The sequence below is a fragment of the Longimicrobium sp. genome (assembly GCA_036389795.1).
In the GTDB taxonomy this organism is placed as follows: Bacteria; Gemmatimonadota; Gemmatimonadetes; order Longimicrobiales; family Longimicrobiaceae; genus Longimicrobium.
Genome location: DASVWD010000017.1, coordinates 1 through 25768, shown reverse-complemented (window position 1 = coordinate 25768; position 25768 = coordinate 1). Strand labels below are relative to the sequence as shown.

The 25768-nt window shown below is 73.4% G+C and carries 24 protein-coding genes and 1 pseudogene; 20 read left to right on the top strand and 5 right to left on the bottom strand.

All coding sequences use genetic code 11. From position 1 onward, the window contains the following. The first annotated feature begins 104 nt into the window (after positions 1-104). The 6 genes from VF746_02020 (at position 105) to VF746_01995 (ending at position 6187) form a co-directional block, all read left to right on the top strand. Complete coding sequence (locus tag VF746_02020) at positions 105-587, top strand: DUF559 domain-containing protein (protein HEX8691190.1); 483 nt, start codon at positions 105-107, stop codon at positions 585-587. Continuing rightward, on the top strand, positions 584-3079 hold the full coding sequence (locus tag VF746_02015) for a xanthine dehydrogenase family protein molybdopterin-binding subunit (protein ID HEX8691189.1): 2496 nt from the start codon (positions 584-586) through the stop codon (positions 3077-3079). The genes VF746_02020 and VF746_02015 overlap by 4 nt, the downstream gene beginning before the upstream one ends. Before the next feature lie 100 nt (positions 3080-3179). Further along, positions 3180-3728 (top strand): Uma2 family endonuclease, encoded by a 549-nt coding sequence (locus VF746_02010; GenBank protein ID HEX8691188.1) that lies wholly within the window; start codon positions 3180-3182, stop codon positions 3726-3728. A 72-nt stretch (positions 3729-3800) separates the two neighbouring features. Next, entirely contained in the window at positions 3801-4400 is a 600-nt protein-coding gene (locus tag VF746_02005) for a Uma2 family endonuclease (protein HEX8691187.1), read from the top strand. Positions 4401-4415: 15 nt separating this feature from the next. Further along, complete coding sequence (locus tag VF746_02000) at positions 4416-5213, top strand: hypothetical protein (protein ID HEX8691186.1); 798 nt, start codon at positions 4416-4418, stop codon at positions 5211-5213. An 8-nt stretch (positions 5214-5221) separates the two neighbouring features. Further along, positions 5222-6187, top strand: a complete 966-nt coding sequence (locus VF746_01995; GenBank protein HEX8691185.1) for a R2-like ligand-binding oxidase — start codon at positions 5222-5224, stop codon at positions 6185-6187. Here the strand turns inward: VF746_01995 and VF746_01990 are convergent. Continuing rightward, entirely contained in the window at positions 6114-6422 is a 309-nt protein-coding gene (locus VF746_01990) for an acyl carrier protein (GenBank protein HEX8691184.1), read from the bottom strand. The genes VF746_01995 and VF746_01990 overlap by 74 nt on opposite strands. Then, on the bottom strand, positions 6415-8109 hold the full coding sequence (locus VF746_01985; protein ID HEX8691183.1) for an AMP-binding protein: 1695 nt from the start codon (positions 8107-8109) through the stop codon (positions 6415-6417). Before VF746_01985 ends, VF746_01990 begins: the two co-directional genes overlap by 8 nt. A gap of 246 nt (positions 8110-8355) precedes the next feature. Here VF746_01985 and VF746_01980 point away from each other — a divergent pair, with 246 nt between their 5' ends. From VF746_01980 to VF746_01955, 6 genes and pseudogenes are all read left to right on the top strand, one after another. After that, the gene (locus tag VF746_01980) at positions 8356-8865 is read left to right on the top strand and encodes a hypothetical protein (protein HEX8691182.1); all 510 of its coding nucleotides are present in this window, start codon (positions 8356-8358) and stop codon (positions 8863-8865) included. A 75-nt stretch (positions 8866-8940) separates the two neighbouring features. Continuing rightward, positions 8941-9567 (top strand): LON peptidase substrate-binding domain-containing protein, encoded by a 627-nt coding sequence (locus VF746_01975; protein HEX8691181.1) that lies wholly within the window; start codon positions 8941-8943, stop codon positions 9565-9567. Positions 9568-9790: 223 nt separating this feature from the next. Next, positions 9791-10705, top strand: a complete 915-nt coding sequence (locus tag VF746_01970; GenBank protein HEX8691180.1) for an N-acetylmuramoyl-L-alanine amidase-like domain-containing protein — start codon at positions 9791-9793, stop codon at positions 10703-10705. Between the two features lie 263 nt (positions 10706-10968). Next, positions 10969-14031, top strand: coding sequence for a SusC/RagA family TonB-linked outer membrane protein (locus VF746_01965; protein ID HEX8691179.1), 3063 nt, complete (start codon positions 10969-10971; stop codon positions 14029-14031). 12 nt (positions 14032-14043) lie between these two features. Further along, entirely contained in the window at positions 14044-15348 is a 1305-nt protein-coding gene (locus VF746_01960; GenBank protein ID HEX8691178.1) for a RagB/SusD family nutrient uptake outer membrane protein, read from the top strand. A gap of 408 nt (positions 15349-15756) precedes the next feature. After that, positions 15757-16421, top strand: a pseudogene (locus tag VF746_01955) (MarC family protein). 86 nt (positions 16422-16507) lie between these two features. Here the strand turns inward: VF746_01955 and VF746_01950 are convergent. Genes VF746_01950 through VF746_01940 form a run of 3 tightly spaced genes read right to left on the bottom strand, consistent with a single transcriptional unit; the run spans position 16508 to position 19325 of the window. After that, positions 16508-17851, bottom strand: a complete 1344-nt coding sequence (locus VF746_01950) for a DUF4147 domain-containing protein (protein ID HEX8691177.1) — start codon at positions 17849-17851, stop codon at positions 16508-16510. After that, positions 17848-18783 (bottom strand): D-glycerate dehydrogenase, encoded by a 936-nt coding sequence (locus tag VF746_01945; protein ID HEX8691176.1) that lies wholly within the window; start codon positions 18781-18783, stop codon positions 17848-17850. The genes VF746_01950 and VF746_01945 overlap by 4 nt, the downstream gene beginning before the upstream one ends. Next, positions 18783-19325: a GNAT family N-acetyltransferase gene (locus tag VF746_01940; GenBank protein HEX8691175.1), complete on the bottom strand. Its 543-nt coding sequence runs from the start codon at positions 19323-19325 to the stop codon at positions 18783-18785. Before VF746_01940 ends, VF746_01945 begins: the two co-directional genes overlap by 1 nt. Positions 19326-19685: 360 nt before the next feature. Between VF746_01940 and VF746_01935 the strand changes: the two genes are divergently transcribed. From VF746_01935 to bioD, 8 genes are all read left to right on the top strand, one after another. Further along, on the top strand, positions 19686-19877 hold the full coding sequence (locus VF746_01935) for a hypothetical protein (protein HEX8691174.1): 192 nt from the start codon (positions 19686-19688) through the stop codon (positions 19875-19877). 184 nt (positions 19878-20061) lie between these two features. Further along, positions 20062-20487, top strand: coding sequence for a response regulator (locus VF746_01930; GenBank protein HEX8691173.1), 426 nt, complete (start codon positions 20062-20064; stop codon positions 20485-20487). Positions 20488-20510: 23 nt separating this feature from the next. After that, positions 20511-20741 (top strand): hypothetical protein, encoded by a 231-nt coding sequence (locus VF746_01925; protein ID HEX8691172.1) that lies wholly within the window; start codon positions 20511-20513, stop codon positions 20739-20741. Between the two features lie 105 nt (positions 20742-20846). Next, on the top strand, positions 20847-21614 hold the full coding sequence (locus VF746_01920; protein HEX8691171.1) for an antitoxin Xre/MbcA/ParS toxin-binding domain-containing protein: 768 nt from the start codon (positions 20847-20849) through the stop codon (positions 21612-21614). Beyond that, a complete protein-coding gene (locus tag VF746_01915; protein ID HEX8691170.1) occupies positions 21611-22135 on the top strand; it encodes an RES family NAD+ phosphorylase in 525 nt (174 codons plus the stop codon). Before VF746_01920 ends, VF746_01915 begins: the two co-directional genes overlap by 4 nt. A gap of 177 nt (positions 22136-22312) precedes the next feature. Beyond that, on the top strand, positions 22313-23179 hold the full coding sequence (locus tag VF746_01910) for an alpha/beta fold hydrolase (GenBank protein ID HEX8691169.1): 867 nt from the start codon (positions 22313-22315) through the stop codon (positions 23177-23179). A gap of 231 nt (positions 23180-23410) precedes the next feature. Further along, positions 23411-24715 (top strand): hypothetical protein, encoded by a 1305-nt coding sequence (locus VF746_01905; GenBank protein HEX8691168.1) that lies wholly within the window; start codon positions 23411-23413, stop codon positions 24713-24715. A gap of 301 nt (positions 24716-25016) precedes the next feature. Beyond that, entirely contained in the window at positions 25017-25727 is a 711-nt protein-coding gene (gene bioD / locus VF746_01900) for a dethiobiotin synthase (protein HEX8691167.1), read from the top strand. Positions 25728-25768: the final 41 nt, after the last annotated feature.

The window sequence follows — 25768 nt, the reverse complement described above, 5'->3', positions numbered from 1 at the left end:
ACCTCGGTGGCGGCCGCGGGGTTCCCCTCTCCCCCGGCCCCTCTCCCACAAGGGGAGAGGGGGGAACTGCAAAACCGCGCGACCCGAGCTGGGACCGGTGGGAGGTGCCCGAGTCGCTCAGGCGCAGGATGGTGGAGGTCGCCCGTGGGTTCCGGAAGGAGCCGACGCGGAGCGAGGGCCTGCTGTGGGAGGCGCTGCGCCGGCGCAGCCTGGCGGGCCGCAAGTTCCGCCGCCAGCAGCCGATCGGCCCGTTCGTGGTCGACTTCTTCTGCCCTTCCGAGCGGCTGATCGTCGAAGTCGACGGCGGCGTGCACGAGTCGCAGCGCGAGCGCGACGCGGCGCGCCAGGAGTGCCTGGAGACGCTCGGCCCGCGCTTCCTCCGCGTCCCCGCGGAGCAGGTCGAGCGCGACCTGCCCGCTGTCGTGCACACGATCCGCTTCTGCTTCCTCGACAACGCAGTTGAAGTTGCAGTGCTCCCCTCTCCCCTTGTGGGAGAGGGGCCGGGGGAGAGGGGTATCCCGCCGCCCGAGCCGACGCCGGCGAACGGCGCTGAACCCACGCCGTTCCTCCCGGAGGTGGCGCGATGACCGAGTGGAAGCGCTCGTCCGAGCCCCCGGCCGAGGGGGGCGGCTCCCAGACGCCGCTGGTGAACGAGGTCCCCCGGCCCGACACGCGCGGCGAGGTGCCCGTGCACCCGCGCGAGGACGGCTACAACGCCGAGCTGAGCGTGATCGGCCGGCGCATGCGCAAGACCGACGGGCTCGCCAAGTCCACCGGCCGCGCCCGCTACGCCGACGACCTGGCGTTCCCGGGGATGCTGCACGGCAAGATCCTGCGCTCCCCGCACCCGCACGCGCGCATCCTCTCCATCGACACGTCCCGGGCCGAGGCGCTCCCCGGCGTCTTCGCCGTGGTCACGGGCCACGAGATGCCCACGCCGTACGGGATCATCGTCTGGACCCCCGACGAGCAGGCGCTCGCCACCGACAAGGTGCGCTACATCGGCGACGCCGTGGCCGCCGTGGCCGCGGTGGACGAGGACACCGCCAACCGCGCGCTCGGGCTGATCCACGTCGACTACGAGCTCCTTCCCCCGATCTTCGACCCGCACTTCGCCCTCACCGAGGAGGGCGCGCGCACCCCGGTGCACGAGCCGAAGAAGGAGGGGCACAACGGCAACATCTCCAAGATCGTCAAGCTGGAGTTCGGCGACGTCCAGGCGGGGATGGAGAAGGCCGCGGTGGTGGTCGAGGGCGAGTACTTCTTCGAGGGCACCACCCACACCCCGATCGAGCCGCACTGCGCCATCGGGCTGTGGGAGGAGGGGGGCGCGGGGGTGGGGCGGCTCACCGTCTGGAGCTCCACGCAGGTGCCGCACTACCTGCACCGCGAGCTGGCCAAGGTGCTGGAGCTGGACCCGGCGCGCGTGCGCGTGGTGCAGCCCGCCGTGGGCGGCGGCTTCGGGGGGAAGAGCGAGCCGTTCGACCTGGAGTTCTGCGTCGCCCGGCTGGCGATGAAGACCGGGCGGCCGGTGAAGATCCTCTACACCCGCGAGGAGGTGTTCCTCGCCCACCGCGGCCGGCACCCGTTCCACATGAAGTACCGCGTGGGGGCCACGGCCGACGGGAAGCTCACCGCCGTCGAGGCGAAGACGCTGCTGGACGGCGGCGCCTACTCGTCGTTCGGGCTGGTGACCACGTACTACTCGGGGCAGCTGCTGACGGCGCCGTACGAGATGCCGGCGTACCGCTTCCACTCCACGCGCGTCTTCACCAACAAGCCGGCGTGCGGGCCCAAGCGCGGCCACGGGAGCGTGCAGCCCCGCTTCGCGTTCGAGGTGCAGCTCGACAAATTGGCCGAGCGGCTGGGGATCGACCCGATCGAGCTGCGCCGGCGCAACTTCATGGGCGGCTACCGGCGCACCGTCAACGAGCTGCGCGTGACGTCGAACGGCTTCCTGCAGTGCCTGGACGCCGTGGAGCGCGCCAGCGGGTGGAAGGGGAAGTTCAGGAAGATGGGGTTCGGCCGCGGCGTGGGGGTCGCGGGCTCGTGCTACATCTCGGGGACCAACTACCCGATCTACCCGAACCAGATGCCCCAGTCCGCCGTGCAGATCCAGGTGGACCGCTCGGGGCGGGTGACGGTGTTCAGCGGCGCCAGCGACATCGGGCAGGGCTCCGACTCGGTGCCCGCCTACATCGTCTGCGAGGAGCTGGGGGTGCCGCTCGACTACGTGCGCGTGCTGGCGGCCGACACCGACCTCACCCCCGTGGACCTGGGCGCCTACTCGTCGCGCGTGACCTTCATGATGGGCAACGCCTGCATCGACGCCGCGCGCAAGATCCGCCGCCAGGTGCAGGAGGCCGTGGCCGAGGCGTGGGAGGTGCGGCCCGAGCGGGTGCTCCTGGCGGGGGGCCTCGCCATGGACGGGCAGGACACCGCGCGCAGCATGCCGATCCGCGAGGCGTTCAACCTGGCCGAGGCGAAGTCCGGGACGCTGGGCGCGGTGGGGTGCTACAACACCCCCAAGGACGTGCACGGCGAGTACCGCGGCGGCACCATCGGCGCTTCCCCCGCCTACTCGTTCACGGCGCACGTGGCCGAGGTGGAGGTGGACCCCGACACCGGCTTCGTGGAGGTGAAGGCGATCTGGATCGCGCACGACTGCGGCCGGGCGCTCAACCCCGTGCTGGTGGAGGGGCAGATGGAGGGCTCGGCGTACATGGGCTTCGCCGAGGCGCTGATGGAGCAGCAGATCTACAAGGACGCCGACCACGGCCGCGCCGGGCTGCACAACGCGCCCAGCCTGCTGGACTACCGCATCCCCACCTCGCTCGACACCCCGGAGCTGCGCTCGCTGATCGTGGAGTCGATCGACCCCGAGGGCCCCTACGGCGCCAAGGAGGCCGGCGAGGGCCCGCTGCACCCCTCCATCCCGGCCATCGCCAACGCCATCTACGACGCCGTGGGCGTGCGCATGGACGCCCTCCCCTTCTCCCCCCCGCGCGTCTGGCGCGCCCTGCAGGAGAAGGCCGCCCGCGACGCCGCCCGCCCGCTGGAGCGCGAAGCGGCGGACTGAAGGAATCGCCCCTCTCGAACCACGGTCGCAGGCAGGCGCCCGGCTTGCCGCCCGATCGTCCATTCCGTATCTTTTGCGTCGCACGCATCAGGAGGATTCCATGAACATCGCACCTCTGGGACGCGAGGCGACGCTTGACGACCTGTACCGGGTGGAGGGCAAGGCGGAGCTCGTTGACGGGAAGCTGGTCCTGATGGCTCCGGGCGGAGACGCGCACGGGACTGCGTCGACCAACATCGCGACCAGCCTCAAGCTCCACCAACGCGCCCATGGCGGGGGCAGGGGCTACGGAGACAACGTCGGGTTCATCTACAGCCCCCGCAGATCGTTCGCTCCAGATGCGGCCTGGTACGTCGGCCCACGGTCGGGAGTCCGGCTTCTGGAGGGAGTGCCGGTTTTCGTGGCAGAAGTCCGCAGCGGAGAGGATTACGGTCCCGCCGCCGAGCGCCGCATGGCCGCCAAGCGCGCCGACTACTTCGCGGCGGGAACGCAGGTGGTGTGGGACGTGGACGTGCTGCGTGAGGGCGTGATCCGCGCCTACCGGGCGGACGACCCGGAGCACCCCACCGTCTACCGCCGCGGCGAGGTCGCGAAGGCCGAGCCCGCGGTGCCCGGCTGGCGGATGCCGGTGGACGAGCTGTTCGATTGAGCACGCCTGTCGCTGGAGGGGGGCCGGGCACGGTCTGCGTTCGGGCGGGAGAGGATGATGGAAGCTGCTGAGATGCTGAGGCGCCTGCGGCGTGACGACTGGTGGGGCGGGCCGGGCGAGATCGTGGTCGTGCCGCTCGGGCGCAGGGCGACCATCGATGACATGGCGATCACGAAGCTCAAAACCGAGATCGTCGGCGGACAGCTCGTGGTCATCGGCGGCTCGGGATTCGCCGCCGGGCGGGCGGCGGCGCACACCGTCGGAAGCCTTCTCGATCACGAGGATCGGCACGGCGGCGGACTCGCGCTCTCGTCGCGCGTCTCCTTCGTGGTCGATCTCCCGCACCGCCAGGCGCTCTGCCCGGATGCATCGTGGTACACGGGACCGCCGTGGGAGGAGGGCTTCCCGCACGGCGCCCCGGTGTTCGCCGCCGAGGTGCGCGAGGGGCCCGAGTACGGCGAGGAGGCCGAGCGCCGCATGGCCGCCAAGCGCGCCGACTACTTCGCGGCGGGGACGCGGGTGGTGTGGGACGTGCTGCTGCGCGAGGGCGTGGTGCGGGTCTACCGGGCGGACGCCCCGGAGCACCCCACCGTCTACCGGCGCGGCGAGGTGGCGGAGGCCGAGCCCGCGGTGCCGGGGTGGCGGATGCCGGTGGACGAGCTGTTCGGGTAGGCAGGAGACCGGCGTTTGCCCGAGGGCGTCTGGCCGTGGGGAACGGCTGCCGAGCACGCGCTGCGCGGGGCGCTGGGGCTCTGCTGCGGCGTGCTGGCGGCCGTCCCGGCCCGGCACAGGTTCTCCGTCGCGCTCGGCGCCTCGCGCGCCGCTGCCTGGCTGCTTCCGCGCAGCAGGCTGAACGTGCTGCGCTCGCCCGTCGAATCGGGGCGCGACGCGGTGGTGGGGCAGGTCCTGCGGGCGCTGCGGAAGAGGGGGATCGACCATCCCCTCCGGGTGCGGGTGGACGGGATCCGCGAGCTCGACGAGGCGGTCGCCTCGGGACGCGGCGTCCTGCTCGTGGGGCCGCACACGCGCCTGACCATCCCGGCGCTGCACCACCTGCACGAGCGCGGCTACGACCTGGCCGTGGTGACCTGGGTCCCGGTCCCGCCGCCGGAGAAGTCCCCCGTCCTCCCCCAGATCCCCCGGTCCCCGCTCCTCCTGGTCGCGGTGAGGGAGGCGCTCGGCGAGGGCCGGACCGTGTTCGCCATGATCGACCGGGCCGAGCCGCTCCCCGGCCTGACCACGCCCGTGCGGGCCGCGGGCGGGACGCTGCACGTCAGCGACGCGCTCCTCCGGCTCGCCGCGCGGTGCGGGGCGCGGACGCTGTTCGTCGCGTCGCGGGCGGAGCGCGGCGGGATCCGGTGCACGATCCAGGCTCCCCGCCCCGCGGCGGGGGAGGCGGACGCGGCCGGCGTGGAGTCGTTCACCCGGTTCGTCGAGGAGTTCGCGGCGCGCGCCCGACCCGGCCCGACGGGACCCGAACCCTGAAGCGGAGCATGCACGGGCACCACGCACGCGCCCTGGACCGCGCCTCCGTCCCCATGCGGCTCTGGAGGAAGGCGAAGCTGTACGGCTGGAACCCGGACGAGGTGGACTTCGGCCGGGACCGGGAGGACTGGCTGGCCCTGGAACCGCATCGCAGGGAGCGGCTGCTGCAGCTCTGCGCGCTCTTCCACGCCGCCGAGGAGTCGGTCACCACCCACCTCGTCCCGCTCCTGCGGGTGGTCGCCGCGGAGGGGCGCCGGGAGGAGGAGATCTACCTGACCTCCTTCCTCTCGGACGAGGCGAAGCACATCGACGTCTTCGACCGCTTCTTCGCCGAGGTGGCCGGCAGCCCCGGGGAGCTGCCGCGCTACCTCCACCCCAGCTACCGGCGCATCGTCGACGAGGAGCTCCCGGCGGCGCTCCGGCGGCTCGACACCGACGCCTCTCCCGAGGCCCAGGTGAGGGCGTCGGTGACCTACCACCTGATGGTGGAGGGGGTGATGGGCGAGACGGGTTTCCTCCTCTTCGACCGCATCCTGGGCCGCGAGGGAATCATGCCCGGGATGCGGGAGGTGGTGCGCCTGATCCGGCGCGACGAGTCGCGGCACATCGGGTACGGGGTGTACCTCGTCAGCCGGCTGGTGGCGGAGCACGGCGACCGGGCCTACCGCGCCTTCCTGGCCCGCATGGGCGAGCTGAAGCCCCTGGTGGAGGACTCGGCGCAGCAGTACGCGGCCCTCCTGGAGGGGCCGGGCTCGTTCGAGGTGGACCTCGACGAGCTGACGCGCCATTCGCAGGAGCGGACGGCGGGCCGGCTGCAGCGCATCGTCCGCGCGCGGACGCAGAGTCCGCAGGAACTCGGCGCCAGCCTCGCCGCGGACGAGGACGAGCCGGCGGCGCGCGCTACGGCCCGGGCCGGCGCAGACGCGAGGCCTGCCGCAGCCGCCCGAGGACGAACGCCTCCAGGTCGTCGGTAGTGTGGATGGCGCTCGCCGTCTGCAGGTCCATCGGGCTCAGGCCGAACGCTTCTTCGACGGCGAACGCCAGCTCGAGCACGGCCACGGAGTGATACGCCAGGTCGTCGACCAGCCGGAGGCTTCCCTCCCGGTCGGCTCCGCCCTCCGGCGCGAGCCTCAGCACGAGGGAGCGCGCGGCCGCGCGGACCTCCGGCTCCGTCCACGCCCGCCCGGCGCGGTCCCCGGCCTCAGCCATCGACGTCTTCCCCCCGCAGGTCCCGGGCGCCGCCGCCGCGCCCCGCGGCGCCGGGGAGGCCTCCCGCCACGTACCACGCCCAGAGCGGCCTCCGGCGCGGCTTGCCGCTGGTGGTGCGCAGGATCGCTCCCCGGGGCACGCCCACGAAGGCCACCCGCGCCCCACCCGCCTCCCGCCGGAGGAGCGCCTCCGCCGCGCCGCGCCACTGCGGGGCCGGCTCCTCAGCCAGCAGCACCGCGGTGGGAGCCCCCTCGTGCACCCCCAGGAGTACGGCCGTCCGCGAGGGGGGGACGCCCACGCCGGCGAGGGCGACCTCGAGGTCCTCGCTGAACACCACCCGCCCGCGGACCTTCAGGCTGTCGCCCAGGCGGCCGAGCACGAAGAGCTGCCCCTCCCACAGAAACCCGGCGTCGCCGGTGCGCAGCCCGCCGTCGGCCGGGGCCGCCGGGGACGGTGCGGGCGCCCCCAGGTACCCGGCCGCGAGCGACGCGCCGCGGACCACGATCTCCCCGACGGATCCCTCGCCCAGCGGAGCGCCGCCCTCGCCGGCCACGGACACCTCCACGGAGTCCAGCGGCACCCCGCACCCCACCACCGCCGCCCCCTCCGCGCCGGGACCGGCCAGGCGCACGCGGCGCCCCGGGGCGAGCGACGCGCGCTCCACCGCCAGCGTGGTCCACCCCTCGCCGCGCGGGAGGCCGCTCACCGCCAGCGTCGCCTCGGCGAGGCCGTAGGCCGGGAGCACGGCCTCGCGCCGGAGGCCGTGGGGCGCCAGCAGCCGGTGGAAGCGCTCCAGCGTGTCCGCGGAGATCCGCTCGGCCCCGACCACGATCCCCTGCACCCCCGAGAAGTCCAGCCCCTCCAGCGCCCCGGGCGCCACCTTCCGCACCACCACGTCGAGCCCGAAGGCCGGGGTGGCGCTGAGCCGGGCCCCGGCGGCGCCGAGGCAGCGCAGCCAGCGCAGCGGGTCGCGGATGAACTGCTCCGGCTGCAGCAGCCAGAGGTCGCACCGGTTCACCACCGGGGAGACCAGTCCCCCCACCAGCCCCATGTCGTGGTGCAGGGGGAGCCACGAGGCGAAGGGGGTCTCCGGGGTCCACCCGAGCCACTTCCCGATGGCGGCGACGTTGGCCTCCAGGGCGGAGCGCGGCACGCGGACGGCGCGCGCCGTCCCGCTCGACCCCGAGGTGAACTGGAGGAGCGCCAGCTCGCCGGGGGGCGCGGGAGCGGGGGGTGCCTGGCCGCGCCCTCCCTCCAGCAGGGCCGCGAAGCCCACCGTCCGCGCCTCTCCCTCCAGGAGCCGCGCCAGCCCCTCCAGCAGCTCGTCGTCCACCACCGCCAGCGCGGGGCGGCCCACCGCGAGCGCCCGCCGGGCCGTCTCCCGGTAGCTCTCCGGGTCCTGGAAGGCGGCGGGAGGCGCCAGCACGGCGGGCACCGCCCCCACCCGCAGGGCGCCGAAGAAGGCGGCCGCGAGCTCCGGCCCGGCGCGCCCGACCAGCGCCACCACCTGGCCGGCGCGCACCCCCCGCCGCAGGAGCCCGGCGGCGGCCTCGCGCGCCATCCCGGCCAGCGCCTGGTACGCGCAGAAGGACCATCCGCCGTCCGGCCGCGCGAAGTGGATCCCGCGGTCGGGGGCGGGATCGTCCAGCCACGCCAGGAGCGATCCCTGGTGGGTTCTCGGGTCCATGAACCGCCTGTGTGCGAAGGAGCCCCGGCCCGACCCCGCGCGGGGGGCGCGCGGTGCGCGGACCGGTCGTGGAGCGGGAGGTATTGTACGGGACCCCGGCGGGAAGCGCACGCTCCGGGAGCGGAGCGGCCGGTTGACCGGGTGCGTGCGCCGGGTTAGGGTGGACGAGAGGTTCGATCGATGCGGAGCGCGGCGCCCGCCGCGCTCGTCTCTTCCTCTTCCGCTTCCAGACCTGGAGGAGCGCGCATGCCGGTGCGTGTACGCGTGTTCCTGGCCCTGCTCGCGCTGCTGGGCGCGGCGGCGCCCGCGCGGGCGCAGTCGTGCTGGCCGGTGGGCGTGTTCGTGCTGCTGCGCGACGAGCAGGGGAAGGTGATCAGCCCGCGCGCGCTCGACGCGCCGCGCCTGGAGTCCAGGCCGGTGCACGAGGCGCCCTACATCGGCCGGCCGGCGTACCTCGACACCACGGGGCCGGAGGGGATCCGCTGGGGCAGCATCACCCCCTGCCGGCTCCACCTGGACGAGCTGACGCTGACGTACCGGGGGAAGACGATGCGCCTGCGCTTCGGCATCCACCTGGACAGCGACGAGCGGCGCGGGCCCAGCGCCTTCGCCATCGAGGCGCCGCCGTTCCGCGATGGCGTGTTCGTGCTCGACTGGCACGACGGCGAGGAGGGCGGCAGGTCCGAGGCGCCCAGGTGGATCCGGGCCGACCGCTGGCGCTCCGCTCCCGAGGCCGGCGCCCCGCCCGGCGGCTGACCGTCGTCCGGCGGCCCTTCAAGGCGGGCGGCGCGAGCGTCGCGCCACGGCCTGGGGGAGATTATTTTGGCGGCCATGCAACGCCTCCCGCTCTTCCCCCTGCCGCTGGTGCTGTTTCCCGGGGCGCCGCTGCCGCTGCACATCTTCGAGCCGCGCTACCGGCAGATGGTGGCGCGCTGCGTGGAGGGCGACGGGCGCTTCGGGCTGCTCTACCACGACCCCGACCGGCACGGGCCCTTCCAGATGGAGCCGGGGCGGGTGGGCACCGTGGCCGAGATCTTCAAGTTCCAGCCGCTCCCCGACGGCCGCTCGCTGATCCTGTGCCGCGGGCGCGAGCGCTTCCGGGTGGAGGACGGCATCGAGAGCGGCACGCCGTACTACGAGGCGCTGGTGGGCCCGTACGAGGACGAGCCCGAGGACGGCGAGGGAATGGTGGCGCGGCGCCGGGTCTCGCTCGGCCTCTTCCACCGCGTGCTGCGCGAGGTGGTGGAGTACCGCGAGTCGTTCCCCGAGATCGACCTGGACGACGAGGCGGGGTTCCAGATCGCGCAGGCGATCCGCATCGACCCGTCGTGGCAGCAGGGCCTGCTGGAGGCGCGCACCGAGCGCGCCCGCCTGGACCTGCTCGACGACCTCCTGCGCGCCGTGCTGGAGGCCAGCCAGGAGCACGAGTCCTCCCCCGACTCCTTCGAAGCGGATTGAGCGAGGGGTCGGAATGATCAGTGAGGGCTTGCCGTCGTTCTGAGGCCCGGCCACACTGGATCGACCTCCGCACGAACGACGGCAGGGCCGAAGAATCTTCTCACCCTGGCAGGTGGGTTGGGCGCGGCAGCGACACGAATGCCCGCTCGCTTCACCCGTTCTTCAGACGGATTCGTTACTTTTGTCACTCGCGCAGTCACGCACTCACGCACTTGCGGTCCAGATGTCCCTCTCCCGACGCTCGCTGCTGCGGAGCGCGGCCCTCTCGGCCGCCGCGCTCCTGATGCCGAACCGGCTGGACGCCACGGCCATGCTCGACTCGCTCGCTTCCGCCGAGACCGACCGCGAGCGCCTCGCGCGCTGGCTGCGCACGCTGCGCCAGGGGGGGCTCATCCAGAAGGACGTGCCGCTCGGGCGGGTGGTGGCGCGCGCGGGAGAGCTGGCGCTGGGGACGCCCTACAGGGCGTACACGCTGGAGCAGTACCTGGTGGACGGCGGCACGCCCGAGCGCGAGCCGCTGACGCTGCACCTGGACGTGTTCGACTGCGTGTCGCTGGTGGAGAGTGCGCTGGCCGCGGCGCGCGCGGCGGGGCGGATGATGGGCGACGACTGGGACAACTTCGCGCGCGAGGTGGAGCGGATGCGCTACCGGGGCGGCGTGCGCGCGGGGTACGCCAGCCGCCTGCACTACTTCAGCGAGTGGATCACGGACGGCGCGCGGCGCGGGCTGGTGCGCGACCTGGGCCCCGAGCTGGGCGCCGTGGAAGACCGCCGGCCGCTGCGCTTCATGACCGGGCACCGCGCCAGCTACGCGGCGCTGCGCGACGACGCCACCTTCGCCGCCATCGGCGAGATGGAGCGCCGCCTGGACGACGCGGCGCGCCACGTGGTCCCCACCGCGCGCATCCCCGCGGTGCAGGACCGCATCCAGACAGGCGACGTGCTCGCCTTCGCCACCACCATCGAGGGGCTGGACGTCACCCACACGGGCCTGGCCTACCGCGACCGCGCCGGGACCTTGCGCGTCCTGCACGCCCCCCTCTCCGGCGGCGCCGTCGAGGTCAGCCGCTCCGACCTGCACGGCTACGTCGGCGCCATCCGGCGCTCCACCGGCATCCTGGTCGCGCGGCCCGTTTAGGCGGCACGGGCCCGCGTGCTCGACGACAGGAACCGGGTGCGGATCTCCGCACCCGGTTCTTCGTCCTCCCGCCACCCGCTTCGAACGCTCGTCCGCCTTGCGTCCACCCCGTCCGCGTAGTATTTGAAACGGCTGAGTCCTCCGTCCGACAGAGGTTCGTCCCGGGCCGCCTCCCGGCGGCATCCCATCCGGTCCGCGCGCAATGGCCCCCACGGGCGGCGCGGACGCGCTTTCCAACCCAATCCCCAGTAGGAGAACCCCACATGCGCCCAACGCGAACGCGCCGGCTGGCCGGCGCCGCGCTGCTGCTGTTCGCGGGCTTGCTCGCGAAGCCGGCGGCCGCGCAGGAGGCGTACACCCTCCGCGGGACGGTCGTGGACGCCGGCACCCAGCGGCCGCTCCCCAGCGTCACGGTCGGAATCCGCGGCACGCAGCTGCGCGCCGTCACCGGCGCCGACGGCCGCTTCTCGCTCCCGGCCCGCGTGCAGCCCGGCACCTACACCCTCGCCTTCACGCTCCTGGGCCGCGGCGAGGCCAGCCGCCAGGTGACGCTCGGCGCCGAGCGCGCCGTGGACGTCGGCAGCGTGCCCCTGGCCGAGACGGCGCTGCAGCTCGAGGGCCTGGTGGCCACCGCCACCGGCGTCACCACCGAGCGGCGCGAGGTGGGCAACACCGTGGCCACCGTGAGCGGCGAGCAGGTGAGCGACGCCCCCGGCGCCACCAGCGTCGACCAGGCGCTGCAGGGGAAGATCGCCGGCGCCGTGATCTCCGAGAACTCGGGGCAGCCCGGCGGCGGCGTCAGCATCCGGCTGCGCGGCACCAACTCGATTCTGGGCGGCGCCGAGCCGCTCATCGTGATCGACGGCGTGCTGGTGGACAACAACTCCGACGCGCTGGTGGGCCTGGGCGCCAACGCCACCCGCGGCAACGCCGCGCTCAGCAACCGCCTCTCCGACATCGCCCCCGCCGACATCGAGCGGGTGGAGGTGCTGAAAGGCGCGGCCGCCGCGGCGCTCTACGGCTCGCGCGCCAACAACGGCGTCATCCAGATCTTCACCAAGCGAGGCCGCTCCGGGCGCCCCCAGGTGTCGTTCCGCAGCGAGCTCTCCGCCAGCAGCACCGGCGAGCGGCTTCCGCTCAACACCGTGCCGATCGCCAACAAGGCCGACTCGGCCGCCTCGGGCGGGGTGATCCGCGTGGGCGACCCGATCCAGCGCTTCGACTATCAGGACCAGCTCTTCCGCACCGGGATGGGCACCGACAACCAGCTCTCCATCTCGGGCGGAAGCGAGGGGAGCACCTACTACCTGTCGGGGAACTGGACGCGCGAGGAGGGGATCTTCCAGGGCACCGACTACACCCGCGCCGGCGTGCGCGCGCGCCTCACCCAGCGGCTCTCCAGCCTGTGGGAGGTGGGCGCCAACCTGAGCTACCTGCGCACCAAGACGCACTACGTCCCCGAGGGCGAGCAGACGCAGGGCGTGCTCACCACCGTGCTCTTCACCCCGCCGTACTTCAACCCCGCGTTCGATCCCGCCGCCGGGCGCTTCCCGTTCTCGCCGGTGATCGGGACCAACCCGCTGGACGTGATCGAGAACTGGGAGGCCAGCAGCGAGGTGAACCGCTTCCTGGGGAGCGCGCAGGCCACCTTCACCCCCCTGCAGAACCTCTCCTTCACCTACCTGTTCGGGCTCGACCAGTCGCAGCAGACCGACGTCTACTTCCAGCCGCCGTTCTCCACCAGCAGCGGCTTCACCGGGAGCATCCAGAACCCGGTGCGCGACATCCGCAAGTTCAACAGCGACCTCACCGGCAACTACGAGCTGGAGCCGCGCGAGGGGTGGCGGCTCACCACCACGGCGGGGATGCGCTACACCTCCGACCGGGTGAACACCGTACGCGCCGCCGCCAGCGACCTCCCGCCGGGCGGCACCACGGTGATCGGCGCGGTGCAGAGCGCCTCGCAGGGGATCACGGAGCTGCGCACCCTGGGCGGCTTCCTGCAGGAGCGGCTGGCGCTCAACGAGCGGCTCTTCGTCACCGCCGGGCTCAACCTGGAGGGCTCCTCGGCGTTCGGCGCCGACGAGCGCTGGCAGCTCTTCCGCCGCCTGGGCGCGAGCTACCTCCTCTCCGACGAGGGCTTCTTCGAGAGCTCCGCGCTGTCGAACGTCTTCTCCACGCTCCGGCTGCGCGCCGCCTGGGGCGAGACGGGCGGGCAGCCGCCCAGCGAGTACCTCTCGCAGAACACGTACATCAACGTGTCGTTCTCGGGGCGACCGGGGCTGCGGCCCAACCTGATCGCGCCCAACCCGAACCTGAAGCCCGAGCGGCAGCGCGAGTGGGAGGCCGGCTTCGAGGCCGGGTTCCTGGACGACCGCGTGGGAGTGGAGTTCACCTACTACGACAAGCTCACCAGCGACCTGGTGCTCTCGGTGCTGCTGGCGCCCACCACCGGCTTCGAAAGACGCTTCGACAACATCGGCGAGCTCTCCAACAAGGGGATCGAGCTGGTGCTGAACACGGTGAACGTGCAGCGCGACCGCTTCCAGTGGACCAGCCGGCTCAACTTCGCGCGCAACCGCAACCGCATCGAGAAGCTGAACGCGGCCAACGACACCATCCTCTTCGACTACCTGAACGCGGTGATCGAGGGGCAGCCGATCGGCGTGTTCATCGGCGGCTACTACCCGCGCGACGCCCAGGGCAACATCATCCTCACCGCCCCGCGCAACGCCACCACGGGGTTCTGGCTGAACGACCCGCGGCGCATCCCCACCCGCGCCCGCGGCTTCAACCCCGCGCGCGGCGACAGCTCGATCGTGCTGCGCAAGATCATCGGCGACCCCAACCCCGACTTCACGGCGTCGCTGCTGAACACCTTCAGCCTCTTCGACCGGGTGGAGGTCTCGTTCCTCCTGGACGGCCGCTTCGGCAACGACGTGGCCAACTTCACCCGCCGGAGCGGCGACTTCTTCGGCTCGTCCGAGAACGCGGGGCTTGAGTCGTCGGGCGACACCGTCCCCGGCACCTTCGCCCGCAACGCCGACCGCAACCTCCTCTACGAGGAGTTCATCGAGGACGGCTCGTTCATCAAGCTGCGCGAGCTGGCGGTGAGCTTCCGCTTCGACCAGCCGTGGGTGCGCCGCTTCGGGGCGCAGCAGATGAGCCTGCGGCTGGCCGGGCGCAACCTGCACACCTGGACCGACTACACGGGGATGGACCCCGAGATCAACCTGTTCGCGGCGAGCACGGTGTCGCGCGGGGTGGACTTCGCCACCACCCCGATCCCGCGCACCTTCTCCGTGGGCCTCTCGCTGGACTTCTGAGGAGGCACTGACATGACCATGAGATCGACCGTCCGGAGGAGCCGCCTGCGCTGGGCAGCGACCGCGGTGCTCGCCGCCGCGTCCGCCGCCGCCGGGTGCTCGCTGGACCTGAAGAACCCCAACGCCCCCTCCGAGGAGGAGGTGATCACCTCGGTCGAGGGGATCATCACGCTGGCGGTGGGGCTGCAGTCGCAGTTCGCCGACAACATCAACATCTTCGTGCGCGCGACCTCGCTCACCACCGACGAGTGGGGGACGCGCCCGATCGCGCTGGCGTCCGACGTGTCGCTGGTCACCGGCAACCCCGACCCGTCGTTCATCTCGGTGTCGGAGCCGTTCGCGGCCGCGTACCGCCTGGCGCGCACGGCCAACATCCTGATCGCCAGCGCTCCCAACGTGGGGCTGGCGCCGGGGTTCCAGGCGGGGGTCACCTCGCTGGCGAAGCTGCTCAAGGGCATGTCGCTGGGGTACCTGTACATGCAGTACGAGCGCCTCCCCGCCGACGCCGGCGAGGCGGCCGTGCCGCAGCCGCGCGCCGAGGTGCTCGACAGCGTGATCGCGCTCCTCGAGGCGGCCCGCGCCGACATCGCCGGCGTCTCCGACGCCGACCTGGCGGGCTTCCGCAGCCGGGTGCTGGGCACGGGCTTCGACCTGCGCAACACCATCGACGCCATGCTGGCCCGCTACTACCTGCTGGACGGGCGCTACCAGGCGGCGATCGACGCGGCGGGGCGGGTGAACCTGGGCGTGCTCTCCACGCTGGCGTACCCCAATCCCGGGCTCAACCCGATCTGGAACTACTCGTCGGTGTCGCGCTACACGGGCACCCGCAAGAACTTCTTCACCGAGGCCGAGGCCGGCGACCTGCGCCCGGCGTACTGGGCCACGCGCAGCGCCGCCACCGGCTCACCGGGCACCCCCGACTCGGTGTTCGACTTCCGCAAGTACGGCGCGCGGAACGACCCGTTCCCCGTGTACCTGCCGGACGAGATGCGGCTGATCCAGGCCGAGGCGTACACCCGGCTGGGGAACTTCCCCCAGGCCGCGGCGCTCGTCAACGCCGTGCGCACGCAGACCGCCGGCGGCGGGCTCGACGAGCCGCGGGCCGGGCTCCCCGCGCTCCCGGCCACGGCGCTCGACACCGAGGCCGAGCTGCTGGCGCAGATCCTCTACGAGCGGCGCTACGAGCTGTACTCGCAGGGGCTGCGCTGGGAGGACCTCCGGCGCCTGTCGGCGTACACCACCAGGCGCCCGTCCATCGAGTTCCTCCCCTACCCGCAGTCCGAGTGCGACCGCAACCCGGCCGATCCCTGCTGATCGGCCAGGTCTGAGACCGCGGGTAGAAAGAGCGAAAGGGGCGCATCCACCGGGGGTGCGCCCCTTCGCGCTGCGGGTGCTTCGCGGTACGAGTGCGTGTGCTGAATTGCCGAGACTGGCTCGGAATGCAGATCTGGAACTGAATGTCTCATACCATGTCGCGGAGCATTGTTCTGGTTCCGAACAGATTGAAATCACACAGAGACACAGAGGAACAGAGGACCACCGGAGGCCTTCGTTTTTCTCTGTGTCTCTGTGTCTCTGTGTGAGGTTTTTCAGGACCTATACCCGAACGATCCTCTGCGTGAGATTTATCCGGTTTTGGAAAGTGGCTCCGGCGCCGGCCGATTTGACGCATCCTCCCCCCGGCGCTACGCTACCGGCGTCCTCCACCCGGCACCGGTGCGGATGTCCGACGACCTCGCCAAGTTCGCGCTGCTCTGCTTCACCTCGCTGCTGGCGATCATCAACCCGCTGAGCACGGCGCCGATGTACCTGGCGCTCACCGAGGGGTACGACGCCGAGCACCGCCGCGCCACCCTGCGCGCGGGGATCGTCACCGGCTTCCTGGTGCTGGTGACGTTCGCGCTCTTAGGCGGGGCGATCTTCCAGTTCTTCGGCATCACCATCCACGCCTTCCGCATCGCCGGCGGCTTCATCTTCTTCGGCATCGGGATGGACATGCTGCAGGCCAAGCAGCGCACGCGCGGCAAGGCCACCGAAGAGGAGGAGCAGGAGGGCCGCGTGCGCGAGAACGTGGGCGTCACCCCGCTGGGGATCCCCATGATCACCGGCCCCGGGGCGATCACCACGTCATGGTGCTGATGACCGAAGCCCGCACGCCGGTGCGCGGCGCCATCGTCTTCGCCGCGGTGACGGCGGTGCTCGCCATCGCCTGGACCACGCTGGCGGCGGCGCCCCGGCTGGTGCGCTTCTTCGGCAGGACGGGGCTGAACGTGATGACGCGGATCATGGGGCTGCTGGTGACGGTCATCGCCGTGCAGCTCATCGTCGACGGCGCCCGTCCCCTGCTGGTGGAGGTGATCCGCGCCGCGAACGAGTCCGCGCGCTGAGCGACCTCCATCGGACGACCACGGCCGGACCGGCGAATCGCCCGTCCGGCCGTCTGCCGTCCCGCCGGCGCGGATCGGCTCCCGCTCTACTTGCCCGATGCGGCGTCCGCACGCGGCGCGGCCAGCACCAGCACCACGTCGTTGACGTTGGTCCCCGTGGGCCCGGTGACGAGCAGGTCGCCCGCGGCGCGCAGGAAGCGGTGCGCGTCGTTGTCCTGCAGCGCCTCGGCCGCGACCACCCCCGCGGCGTCGGCCCGCGCCACCGTCTCCCCGTCCACGATCCCGCCCGCCGCGTCTGTGGGCCCGTCGGTGCCGTCCGTCCCCAGCGCCGCGGCGACGACGCCCGCGTGCCCCTCCAGCTCCACGGCCAGCGCCAGCGCCAGCTCCTGGTTGCGCCCGCCGCGGCCCTGCCCGCGCACCGTCACCGTGGTCTCGCCGCCCAGCAGCAGGGCCAGCGGGGGGTCTCCGGGCGCGAGCTCCGCCTGCCGCGCCAGCCCCAGCCAGGCGATCCCGTGCGCCACCTCGCGCGCCTCGCCCTCCAGGTCGTCGGCCACGATTTCGGCGCGGCAGCCCAGCCGCTCCGCTTCGGCCGCCGCTCCCTCCAGCGCGTCGCGGTTGCCGGCGATCACGTGCGCCGACAGGCGGGACTCGTCGAGCTCGCCCGGCCCGGGCGTCTCCGGCGCCTCGCCCGCGGCGCCCGCCTGGAGCCAGCGCACGGCCGCCGCCGGGGCGGTGACCTCGTAGCGCAGCAGCACCTCCAGCGCGTCCGCGAAGGTGGTGGGGTCGGGCACCGTGGGCCCCGAGGCGATCACGTCCAGCGGCGAGCCCACCACGTCGGAGACGGCGAGCGTCACCACCCGCGCCGGCAGCGCCGCGCGCGCCAGCCACCCCCCGCCGATCCGCGACAGGTGCTTGCGCACGGTGTTCAGCTCGCGGATGGTGGCCCCCGCGCGCAGCAGGCGCTCGGTGAGCACCCGCAGGTCGCCCAGGGAGACGCCCGGTGGGGGCGCGGGCCAGAGCGCGGAAGCGCCGCCGGAGAGGAGGCAGAGGAGCAGGTCGCGCTCGCCCGCCGCCCGGGCGGTCCGCAGCGCGTCCGCGGCGCCGGCCAAGCCGCGCGCGTCGGGCACCGGGTGCGCCGCCTCCCACAGCTCCAGCGGGGGGACGGGCTCGCCGTGGCGGTCCTTGGTGGTCACCGTCCCCCCCACGACGCGCTCCCCCAGCACCTCCACGGCGCCCCGCGCCATCCGCGCCGCCGCCTTCCCCGCCGCCACGATCCAGACGTGCTCGACGCGCGAGAGGTCGATCCGCTCCCGGCCGGCGACCGTCAGCGCGTCGCCGTCCAGCGCCAGCGCGCGGCGGACGGCCTCGCGCGCGTCCGCGGCGGCCACGGCGGCGTCCAGGATGCGGCGGGCGTCCTCGCGCAGGCTCATCGGGTGACGGGGGTGAGCGGCGGGCGGCCCAGGAGCACCGCGTGGGCGTTGCGGGCGGCCAGCATCGCCATCTCCTCCCGGGTCTCGCGCGTGGCCGAGCCCACGTGGGGGAGGAGGACGGCGTTGGGGAGGTCGAGGAGCCCCGGGGCGAGCGCCGGCTCGCGCTCGTAGACGTCGAGCCCCGCCCCGGCGAGCGGGCCCTCGCGCAGCGCGTCGACCAGCGCCGCCTCGTCCACCAGCGCGCCGCGTGCGGTGTTGACCAGGAAGCTCCCGGGCCGCATCCGCGCCAGCGCGCCGGCGCCGATCACGTGGCGCGTCTCGGGCGTGAGCGGCGCGTGCAGGGAGAGGACGTCGCTCCGGGCGAGCAGCTCGTCGAAGGAGACGGATTCCGCCCCGAGCGAGCGCTCCTCGTCCTCCGCCAGCCGCGACCGGCTGTGGTAGACGACGCGCATCCCGAAGCCGCCCGCGCGCCGCGCCACCGCCCGCCCGATCCGCCCCATCCCGAAGATCCCCAGCGTCTTCCCCCCGAGGTCCCCGCCCAGGTAGTCCCAGAAGCCCCAGCCGTGGAACCGGCCCGCCCGCAGGTCTCGCTCCGCCTGCGGCAGGCGGCGGACGGTGGCCAGGATCAGCGCCCAAGCGAGGTCGGCCGTGGCGTCGGTCAGCACGTCGGGCGTGTTGGTGACCACGATGCCGCGCGCGCGGCAGGCGGCCAGGTCCACGTGCTCGTAGCCCACGACGGCGTTGGCGACGACGCGCAGCTTCGGCGCCCGCTCCAGCAGCGCCGCGTCGACCCGCTCGGTGAGGATGGTGACCAGCGCGTCGGCGTCGCCCAGCTCGCCCTGCCAGCCGTCGGGGCCCGCGAGCGCGCCGGCCTCGCGCAGGAGGGCGGCGGCCGCGTCGGGGAGCGGGAAGGTGGTGACGGTCTTCGCCATCAGCGGGCCCCGAGCGGCTTCTCCCACAGCGACGTCCCCGCGCCCCGGAGCCCCAGCTTCGCGTGCTCGGCGATGCTCATCTCCCGGAAGCCGAGCGCGCGGACGATCGGGGGGATCGCGGTGCGGCGGTAGGGGAAGGCGGTGCGGAGCGCGCGCACCCCCTGCCCGGCCAGCCACACCTCCAGCGCGCCGAGCGCCTCGCGCGCCAGCCCCTTCCCGCGGTGCGCGGGGACCATGACGAGCATCCCCAGGAGCGCCACGTCGGGCTCGGGGCTGCCGCGCCACCAGCCGAGCACGCCCGCGTCCCCGCCCGTCTCCAGCAGCGTGAGCGCCGCCACCGCGCGCCCCGGCGTGGCCGCGCACCCCGCCAGCTCGCGCGCCGCCGCGTCGGGCGCGGGGCCGGGCTGCCCCGCGAGCGCCTGGAAGTAGTCGGCCCCCGCCTCCAGCAGCGCCTGGAGCCGCGCCTCGTCGCCGGGCCCCAGGAGGTGGAGCGCCAGCCGCGCGGACTCGATGGCGCCGATGCCGTCTGGTGCGCTGGTCACGAACGAGCCTCTTCGCAGCGTATTCGGAAACGATGTCATCCTGAGGGAGCCGCGGCGCCGAACCCCGCCACCGCACGAATGCATGGCGGCGACCGAAGGATCTGCGGGTTGGATCCGAGCGTGAGCCCGACTGACGTGCAATCCCCACCCGCAGATCCTTCAGGCGCACAGGCTCCTGTGCAGACGCGGCTTCGGCGCGTGCGCCCTCAGGATGACAACGTTATGGGTTCGGGATATCCGATCCCGGGGGTCGGCCGGCGGGGGAAGTTGCCCCGCGGCGGGAGCCGTCGTCAAGTTGATGCGAAGTTACTCTCGCACTTTCGCACTTCGCACTTTCGCACTCGTGGTCCCGGGAGGTTCGTGAGCACGCAACTGGAGTCCCGCCACTTCTACCGCACCGGCGACACCGTGCGGCACGTGGGCGGCGCCACCGGCACCGTCGTCGAGGGGCTCGCCCTGTACGCCGTGGTCCGCTGGGACGACGGGCGGCAGGAGGAGGTCGACCAGCTCGACCCCGCCATCACCGTCCTGGAGCGCGCGTCGAGGGAGTGACCCGCCCCCCGCGGAACCTCCGGCGCGCATCGGGATACAAGGCGCGTCTCAGTCGAGCACAACCCACACAAACTGCTACACGCCCGCGGAGCAGCCGTGCCGCCGCGGGGGAGCGTGCGCGCCGGAAGTGGCGCATCGCGCGGCGCGGCTTTACCTTGCGGGTGATCCCGATCCCCACGGAGAAGTGAGGCAGTACATGATGTACCAGGCGTTCGAGCAGCCCGGCGCGCGGGCCAAGACCGTCCTCATCGTGGAGGACCAGCTGGAGGTGCGGGCCATCAACGCGATGTACCTGCACCACCACGGGTACCGCGTGCTGGCGGCCGAGAACGGGGTCGACGGGCTGCAGGCCGCGCGCGAGGGCGCGCCCGACCTGATCCTGATGGACATCTCGGTTCCCGGCATCGACGGCATCCGCGCCACCGAGCAGCTCAAGCGCGACCCGGCCACCGGGCACATCCCCGTGGTGATCATCACCGCGCACCCGTACGGCTCGGTGGGCCGCCGCGCGGTCGACGCCGGGTGCGACGGCTACCTGACCAAGCCGTGCGACCCGCGCCGCATCCTCCAGGAGGTCCGGCGCCGCCTGGGCGAGCCGTCGGCCCAGTAGTCCGGACCATCGACAGCCCGCGGATGCCGCACCCCTTCGATCCGAGCTGGTGCGCGCGGATCAACGCGCGCCCGGCTCCCCCTCCCGGGCCGCCCGCGCCTTCCCCGCCGCCGGCTCCCGCGCCGCGCCCGTTCCAGCCGCGCGAGGTGCCCACGCGGCACGTCTGCGAGCTCTGCGGCACGGTGATGTTCGACCACAACTGCAAGATCGTCTGCCCCAACTGCGGCTACAAGCGCGACTGCAGCGACCCTTAGCGCACAGTCGGTGCGGCCGGTGGCGCTTGCGTTGCGCTTGCCTCTCCCCTTGCATTTTGCTTGCACTCTCCTTATCCTTCCGGAACACCCCGGGAAGGAGGAGGGATGAGCGCGGCGGCGTTGCTGACGGGGAGCAGGGACGAGATCACCGAGGCGGCCCACGATCCGCGGATCGAAGAGGCCGAAGCGGCGATCCTCCGTTTCGGGCGTACGGGCGCGGTCCGCGACGCCAACCTGTACGCGCGCTCCTGCTATTCTCTCGTCCACGAGATCGTCCACCAGCAGTTCCCCCGCGACGTGCGGCGCGAGGCGCTGCAGGCGGCCGCCACCAAGGTGCTGGACGCCGGCGTTTTCGTGGGCCTCGGCCCCGACGAGGGATGGCTGGCCTGGTCGCTCGCCCACGAGCTACGGGATCTGGCGGCCGCTTACGGCGTTCCGGTGGAGTCGGTGCGCGCCCCGCGCCCGCCGCGCGAGGGAGGGCGCGGGCAGGGCGCGCTGAGCGTGGGGCGTCTGGCCACGCTCGCCCACGAGGTGCTCCGCATCGCCGGGAGCGCCACCGCGCTGGAGGAGATCCAGCAGGTCCTGGGGCTGAGCAGCGCGGAGGCCGCGGCGCTCTTCGGGGTCAGCCGGCAGGCGGTGGACCAGTGGCGCAGGAACGGCGTGCCCGCGGAGCGCGTGGCCGACGTCGAGCGCGTGCGCGACGTGGCCCAGGTGCTGTACGAGGAGCTCATCCCCGAGCGCATCCCGCAGGTGGTGCGCAACCCGGCGCGCGGGCTGGGCGGGCGCTCCATCCTCGACGTGCTCGCCGAGCCCGCGGGGGCCGAGCGGGTGCGCGCCTACCTCGCCCGGCTGTATTCGTTCGAGGCGGCGTGAAGCACGTCCGCCGCGGCGGCGCCTATTACCGGGTGTGCAAGCCGGACTGGACGGACTGCGGCGACACGTCCTTCTCCCAGCTGCGGGGCGGGCGCTGGAACGCGCCCGGCGAGCACCGCGTCCTCTACCTCAACCGGACCGTGCGCATGGCCGCCCTGCAGGCCGTCGAGAACTTTCGCGGGGAGGCGCACTCGCTCTTCGACCTTCGTGTCGAGCGCCGCCCGCACCTGCAGGGCTTCGACGTGCCGCGCGACGAGTACGTGGACGCCGTCACGGACGCCGGTCTCGCGGCGATCGGGCTGCCGGCCAGCTACCCCGACGGGGTCGGCTGGGACGCGTGCCAGGAGATCGGGCGCGCGGCGTACCGGGCCGGCGAGCGGGGGATCGCCTGCCGCACGGCGTGCCACGGCGGCGGCGACCCCGACCACGAGGAACTGGCGCTGTTCGACCGGGATGGCAGCCCCGCCCGCCCGGGTGAGCGGTTGACCTTCGACCGCTGGTTCCCTTCGGGCGGCGTCTGAGCCCGTCCGGCCCCCGCCCGTGTCACACGCGGTCGGGGCGCGGCGTTCTTCTCTTCCGCTTGGTCGGCGGCGCCGCCACGTGGGGGGATTGCCGCCCGGCGCCGCCGCGCCTAACATTCGTTGAAACGTCCAACCGTCCGTTCCTCCCACCACAGCTCCACCGAAGTGAGGACCGCCATGCGCCGAGAGATCCTGCTCGCCGGCACCTTCGTCGTCGCCACGACCGCCGCCCTTTGCGGGCAGGCCGCCCAGACTCCCCAGCAGTTCGCCGACGCGATGGCGCGCGAGCACGCGCACGACGCGCCCGTGGCCAACGCCAGCGCGCAGGCGCCCCGGCAGCAGGTGCGCACGCAGGAGGTGGTCTACGACACCGTGAACGGGAAGCCGGTGCGCGGCTTCATGGCGTGGCCCGCGCGCGGGGGGCGCTTCCCCGCCGTGGTGATGATCCACGAGTGGTGGGGGCTGAACGACAACGTCAGGCAGATGGCCCAGCGCCTGGCGGGCGAGGGGTACCGCGTGCTGGCGGTGGACCTGTACGGCGGGCGGGTGGCCTCCACGCCCCAGGAGGCGGGCACCTACATGCGCGAGGTCACCAACAACACCGGCCAGGCGGTGTCGAACCTGCGCTCGGCCGCCGCGTTCCTCAAGGAGCGGCAGCGCGCGGCCAAGGTGGGCGTGGTGGGGTGGTGCTTCGGCGGGGCGTGGGCGCTGCAGTCGGCGCTGATCATGCCCGAGTACGTGGACGCCACGGTGATGTACTACGGGCGCCCGGTGACCGACCGCGACCGGCTGGCCAACCTGGACGGGCCGCTCCTGGGGCTGTTCGGCGCCGAAGACCGCAGCATCCCGGTGGAGCAGGTGCGGCAGATGGAGAGCACGCTCAAGGAGCTGGGCAAGCCGGTGGAGGTGCACGTCTACGAGGGCGCGGCCCACGCCTTCGCCAACCCCTCGGGCCAGGCGTACAAGGCCGAGGCCGCCGAGGACGCCTGGACCCGCACCCTCGCCTTCTTCGGGCAGCACCTGAGGACGCCCGCGCAACGCTAGGGAACTGCAGGGGCAGGGGACAGGGAACAGGGGACAGCCGGTGGCTCGCGGCGGTCCCCTCGCTCGTCCGGTGCGGCCGCGGGGACGACCCGGATCACGTCCCGCGTCGGTCGCAGGCTGTCCCCTGTCCCCTGGTCCCTGTACCCTGCTGTTCGATCCCGCGCCCCTCGCGCGTTAGATTGGGAACGTAGTGCCCCTCCGGTCCGTCCTCCCTCTCCCGGAGACCGAGCCATGCGCTTCGGCCGCTCGCTCGCCGCCCCGCTCCTCGCCCTGCCGCTCCTGACGGGGGCGTGCTCTCCCGACATCCCCACCGTCGACCCCGGCGTGGTGGAGCCGCCCGCGTCGGCGGCGCTGCCGGTGCTGGGGCTGGGGGCGGTCACCGAGCGCGGCACCTCGGAGCTGTGGGTGCACGGGGAGTGGGCGTACACGGGCACCGTCAGCAAGGGCGGCACCGTCGGCAACGTGGTGAAGGTGTGGAACGTGGCCGGCGGCGCGCCGGTGCTGGTGGACTCGCTGGTGGTGCCGGGCCCGCCCCCGGGCGCCGCGTCGAGCCTGACGCCGCGCTTCCACGGCGAGCACGGGGAAGACGGCGAGGACGGGCACGACCACGGCGCCGCCGGCCCCAGCCGCATCGCCGACCTGCAGGCCTCGGACGACGGGCGCATCCTGGTGGTGGCCACGGAGGGCGGGCCCGGCTCCATCGTGATCTACGACCTGGCCAGCCCCGGCCACCCCGTGCTCCTCACCCGCTACGCCACCTCGAGCATCTCGCCCGGGGTGCACACCTGCGAGGTGGCGCGGGTGGACGGGCGGCTGTACGCCTTCCTCTCGGTGGACCCCTCGGGGAGCGCGCCGGCCAGGCTGGTGATCGTGGACCTGGGCGACCCGCGCGCTCCCCGCCAGGTGTGGCAGGCGGTGCTGGGCGACCCGTACCAGCACGACGTGTTCGTGCGCGACGGCATCCTGTTCACCGCCATGTGGGACGACGGGGTGGGGATCTGGGACATCGGCGGGGGCGGCGCGGGAGGCAGCGTCTCGAACCCCATGCTGATGGCGGAGCTGGAGACGGTGGACGGCGACGTGCACAACCTCTACTGGTTCCACGACCCGCAGACGGGGTCGAAGCGCTGGCTGTTCGTGGGCCAGGAGACCGGGATCGGCGGCGGGCAGTACCGGGGCGACGTGCACGTGGTGGACGTGTCCGACCTCACCCGGCCGCGCGAGGTGGCGTTCTTCCACGTGGAGGGCGCCGGCGCGCACAACTTCTCGGCCGACGAGCAGCGGGGGGTCTTCTACTCCGCCTTCTACAACGCGGGCGTCCGCGCGCTCGACGTGCGCGGCGACCTGGCGGCGTGCACGGCCGGCGAGCGCGCCCCCGACGGCCGCTGCGACCTGGGGCTGATGGGCCGCGAGCTGGCGCACGGGCTGGGCGACCGCGACGTGTTCGTGTGGGGCGTGCACCGGGTGGGCGGCGCGCTCTACGCCTCGGACATGAACAACGGGCTGTGGAAGCTGGACGTCTCGGCGGTGCGGTAGGGACGGGAGTGCGAAGTGCGAGGTGCGAAGTACGAAGTGCTGGAGGATTGCCGCGCTCGATCCTTCTCAGGAGGTGACCCGTGCGAGCCGTCCTGATCGCCCTGCTCCTGGCCGCCGGCCCGGTGCCCGGCGCGTCCCGCTGAGCCTTCCCGCCCCACGCCAATCGAAGCCGCGCTTCTCATCCCGGGGGCCGCCGGTCGATACCGGCGGCCCGGCCGGCTGTGGCCGGGTCGCTCCTTGCACGAGCCGGGCGGAGCGGTCAACGTGTAGGGCGTGGATGGGCGCGCTACCGGGAGGACGGATGATCCGGCTGGGGGTGACGGGGACCGACACGGGGGTGGGGAAGACGTTCGTGGCCACCGTGCTGCTGCGGATGCTGCGCAGCCGCGGGTGCCGCGTGGCGGCGATGAAGCCGGTGGAGGCGGGCGTGCCGCCCGGCGACCCGAAGAGCGACGCCGGCCGCCTGCGCGAGGCCGCCGGCGGCGAAGACCCGCTCGAGCTGGTGCGCCCGCTGCTCCTGGCCGAGCCGCTGGCGCCGTGGGTGGCCACCGCGCGCGGCGGCACCAGCGTGGACCTGGACGCCCTCGACGCCGCCTTCCGCCGCCTGGCCGAGGGGCGCGACGCCATCGTGGTGGAGGGCGCCGGCGGGCTCCTGGTGCCGCTCACCCGCGAAGTGGCGTACGACGGCCTCTTCGTGCAGTGGGACCTGGACCTGGTGGTGGTGGCCGGCAACCGCCGCGGCGCCATCAACCACACCCTCCTCACCGTCCGCGCCGCGCACGACGCGGGGCTCAGGGTGCGCGGCGTGGTGCTCAACGCCCTCTCGCCCGAGCCGCCCGGGATCGCCGAGAGCACCAACCTGGAGTCGCTCGCCGAGCTGCTGGCCCCGGTCCCCGTCCTGGCGCTCCCCTGGATCCGCAAGGCGCACGACGAGCGCTACGTGCTGGAGATCGCCGAGGAGAGCGGCCTGGGCGCCCTCCTCGGCGACCGCGTGCGGGAAGACGGGGAGTAGAGCGGGAGAGGCGGCGACGAGAAAGCGGCGGCGCGAACCGG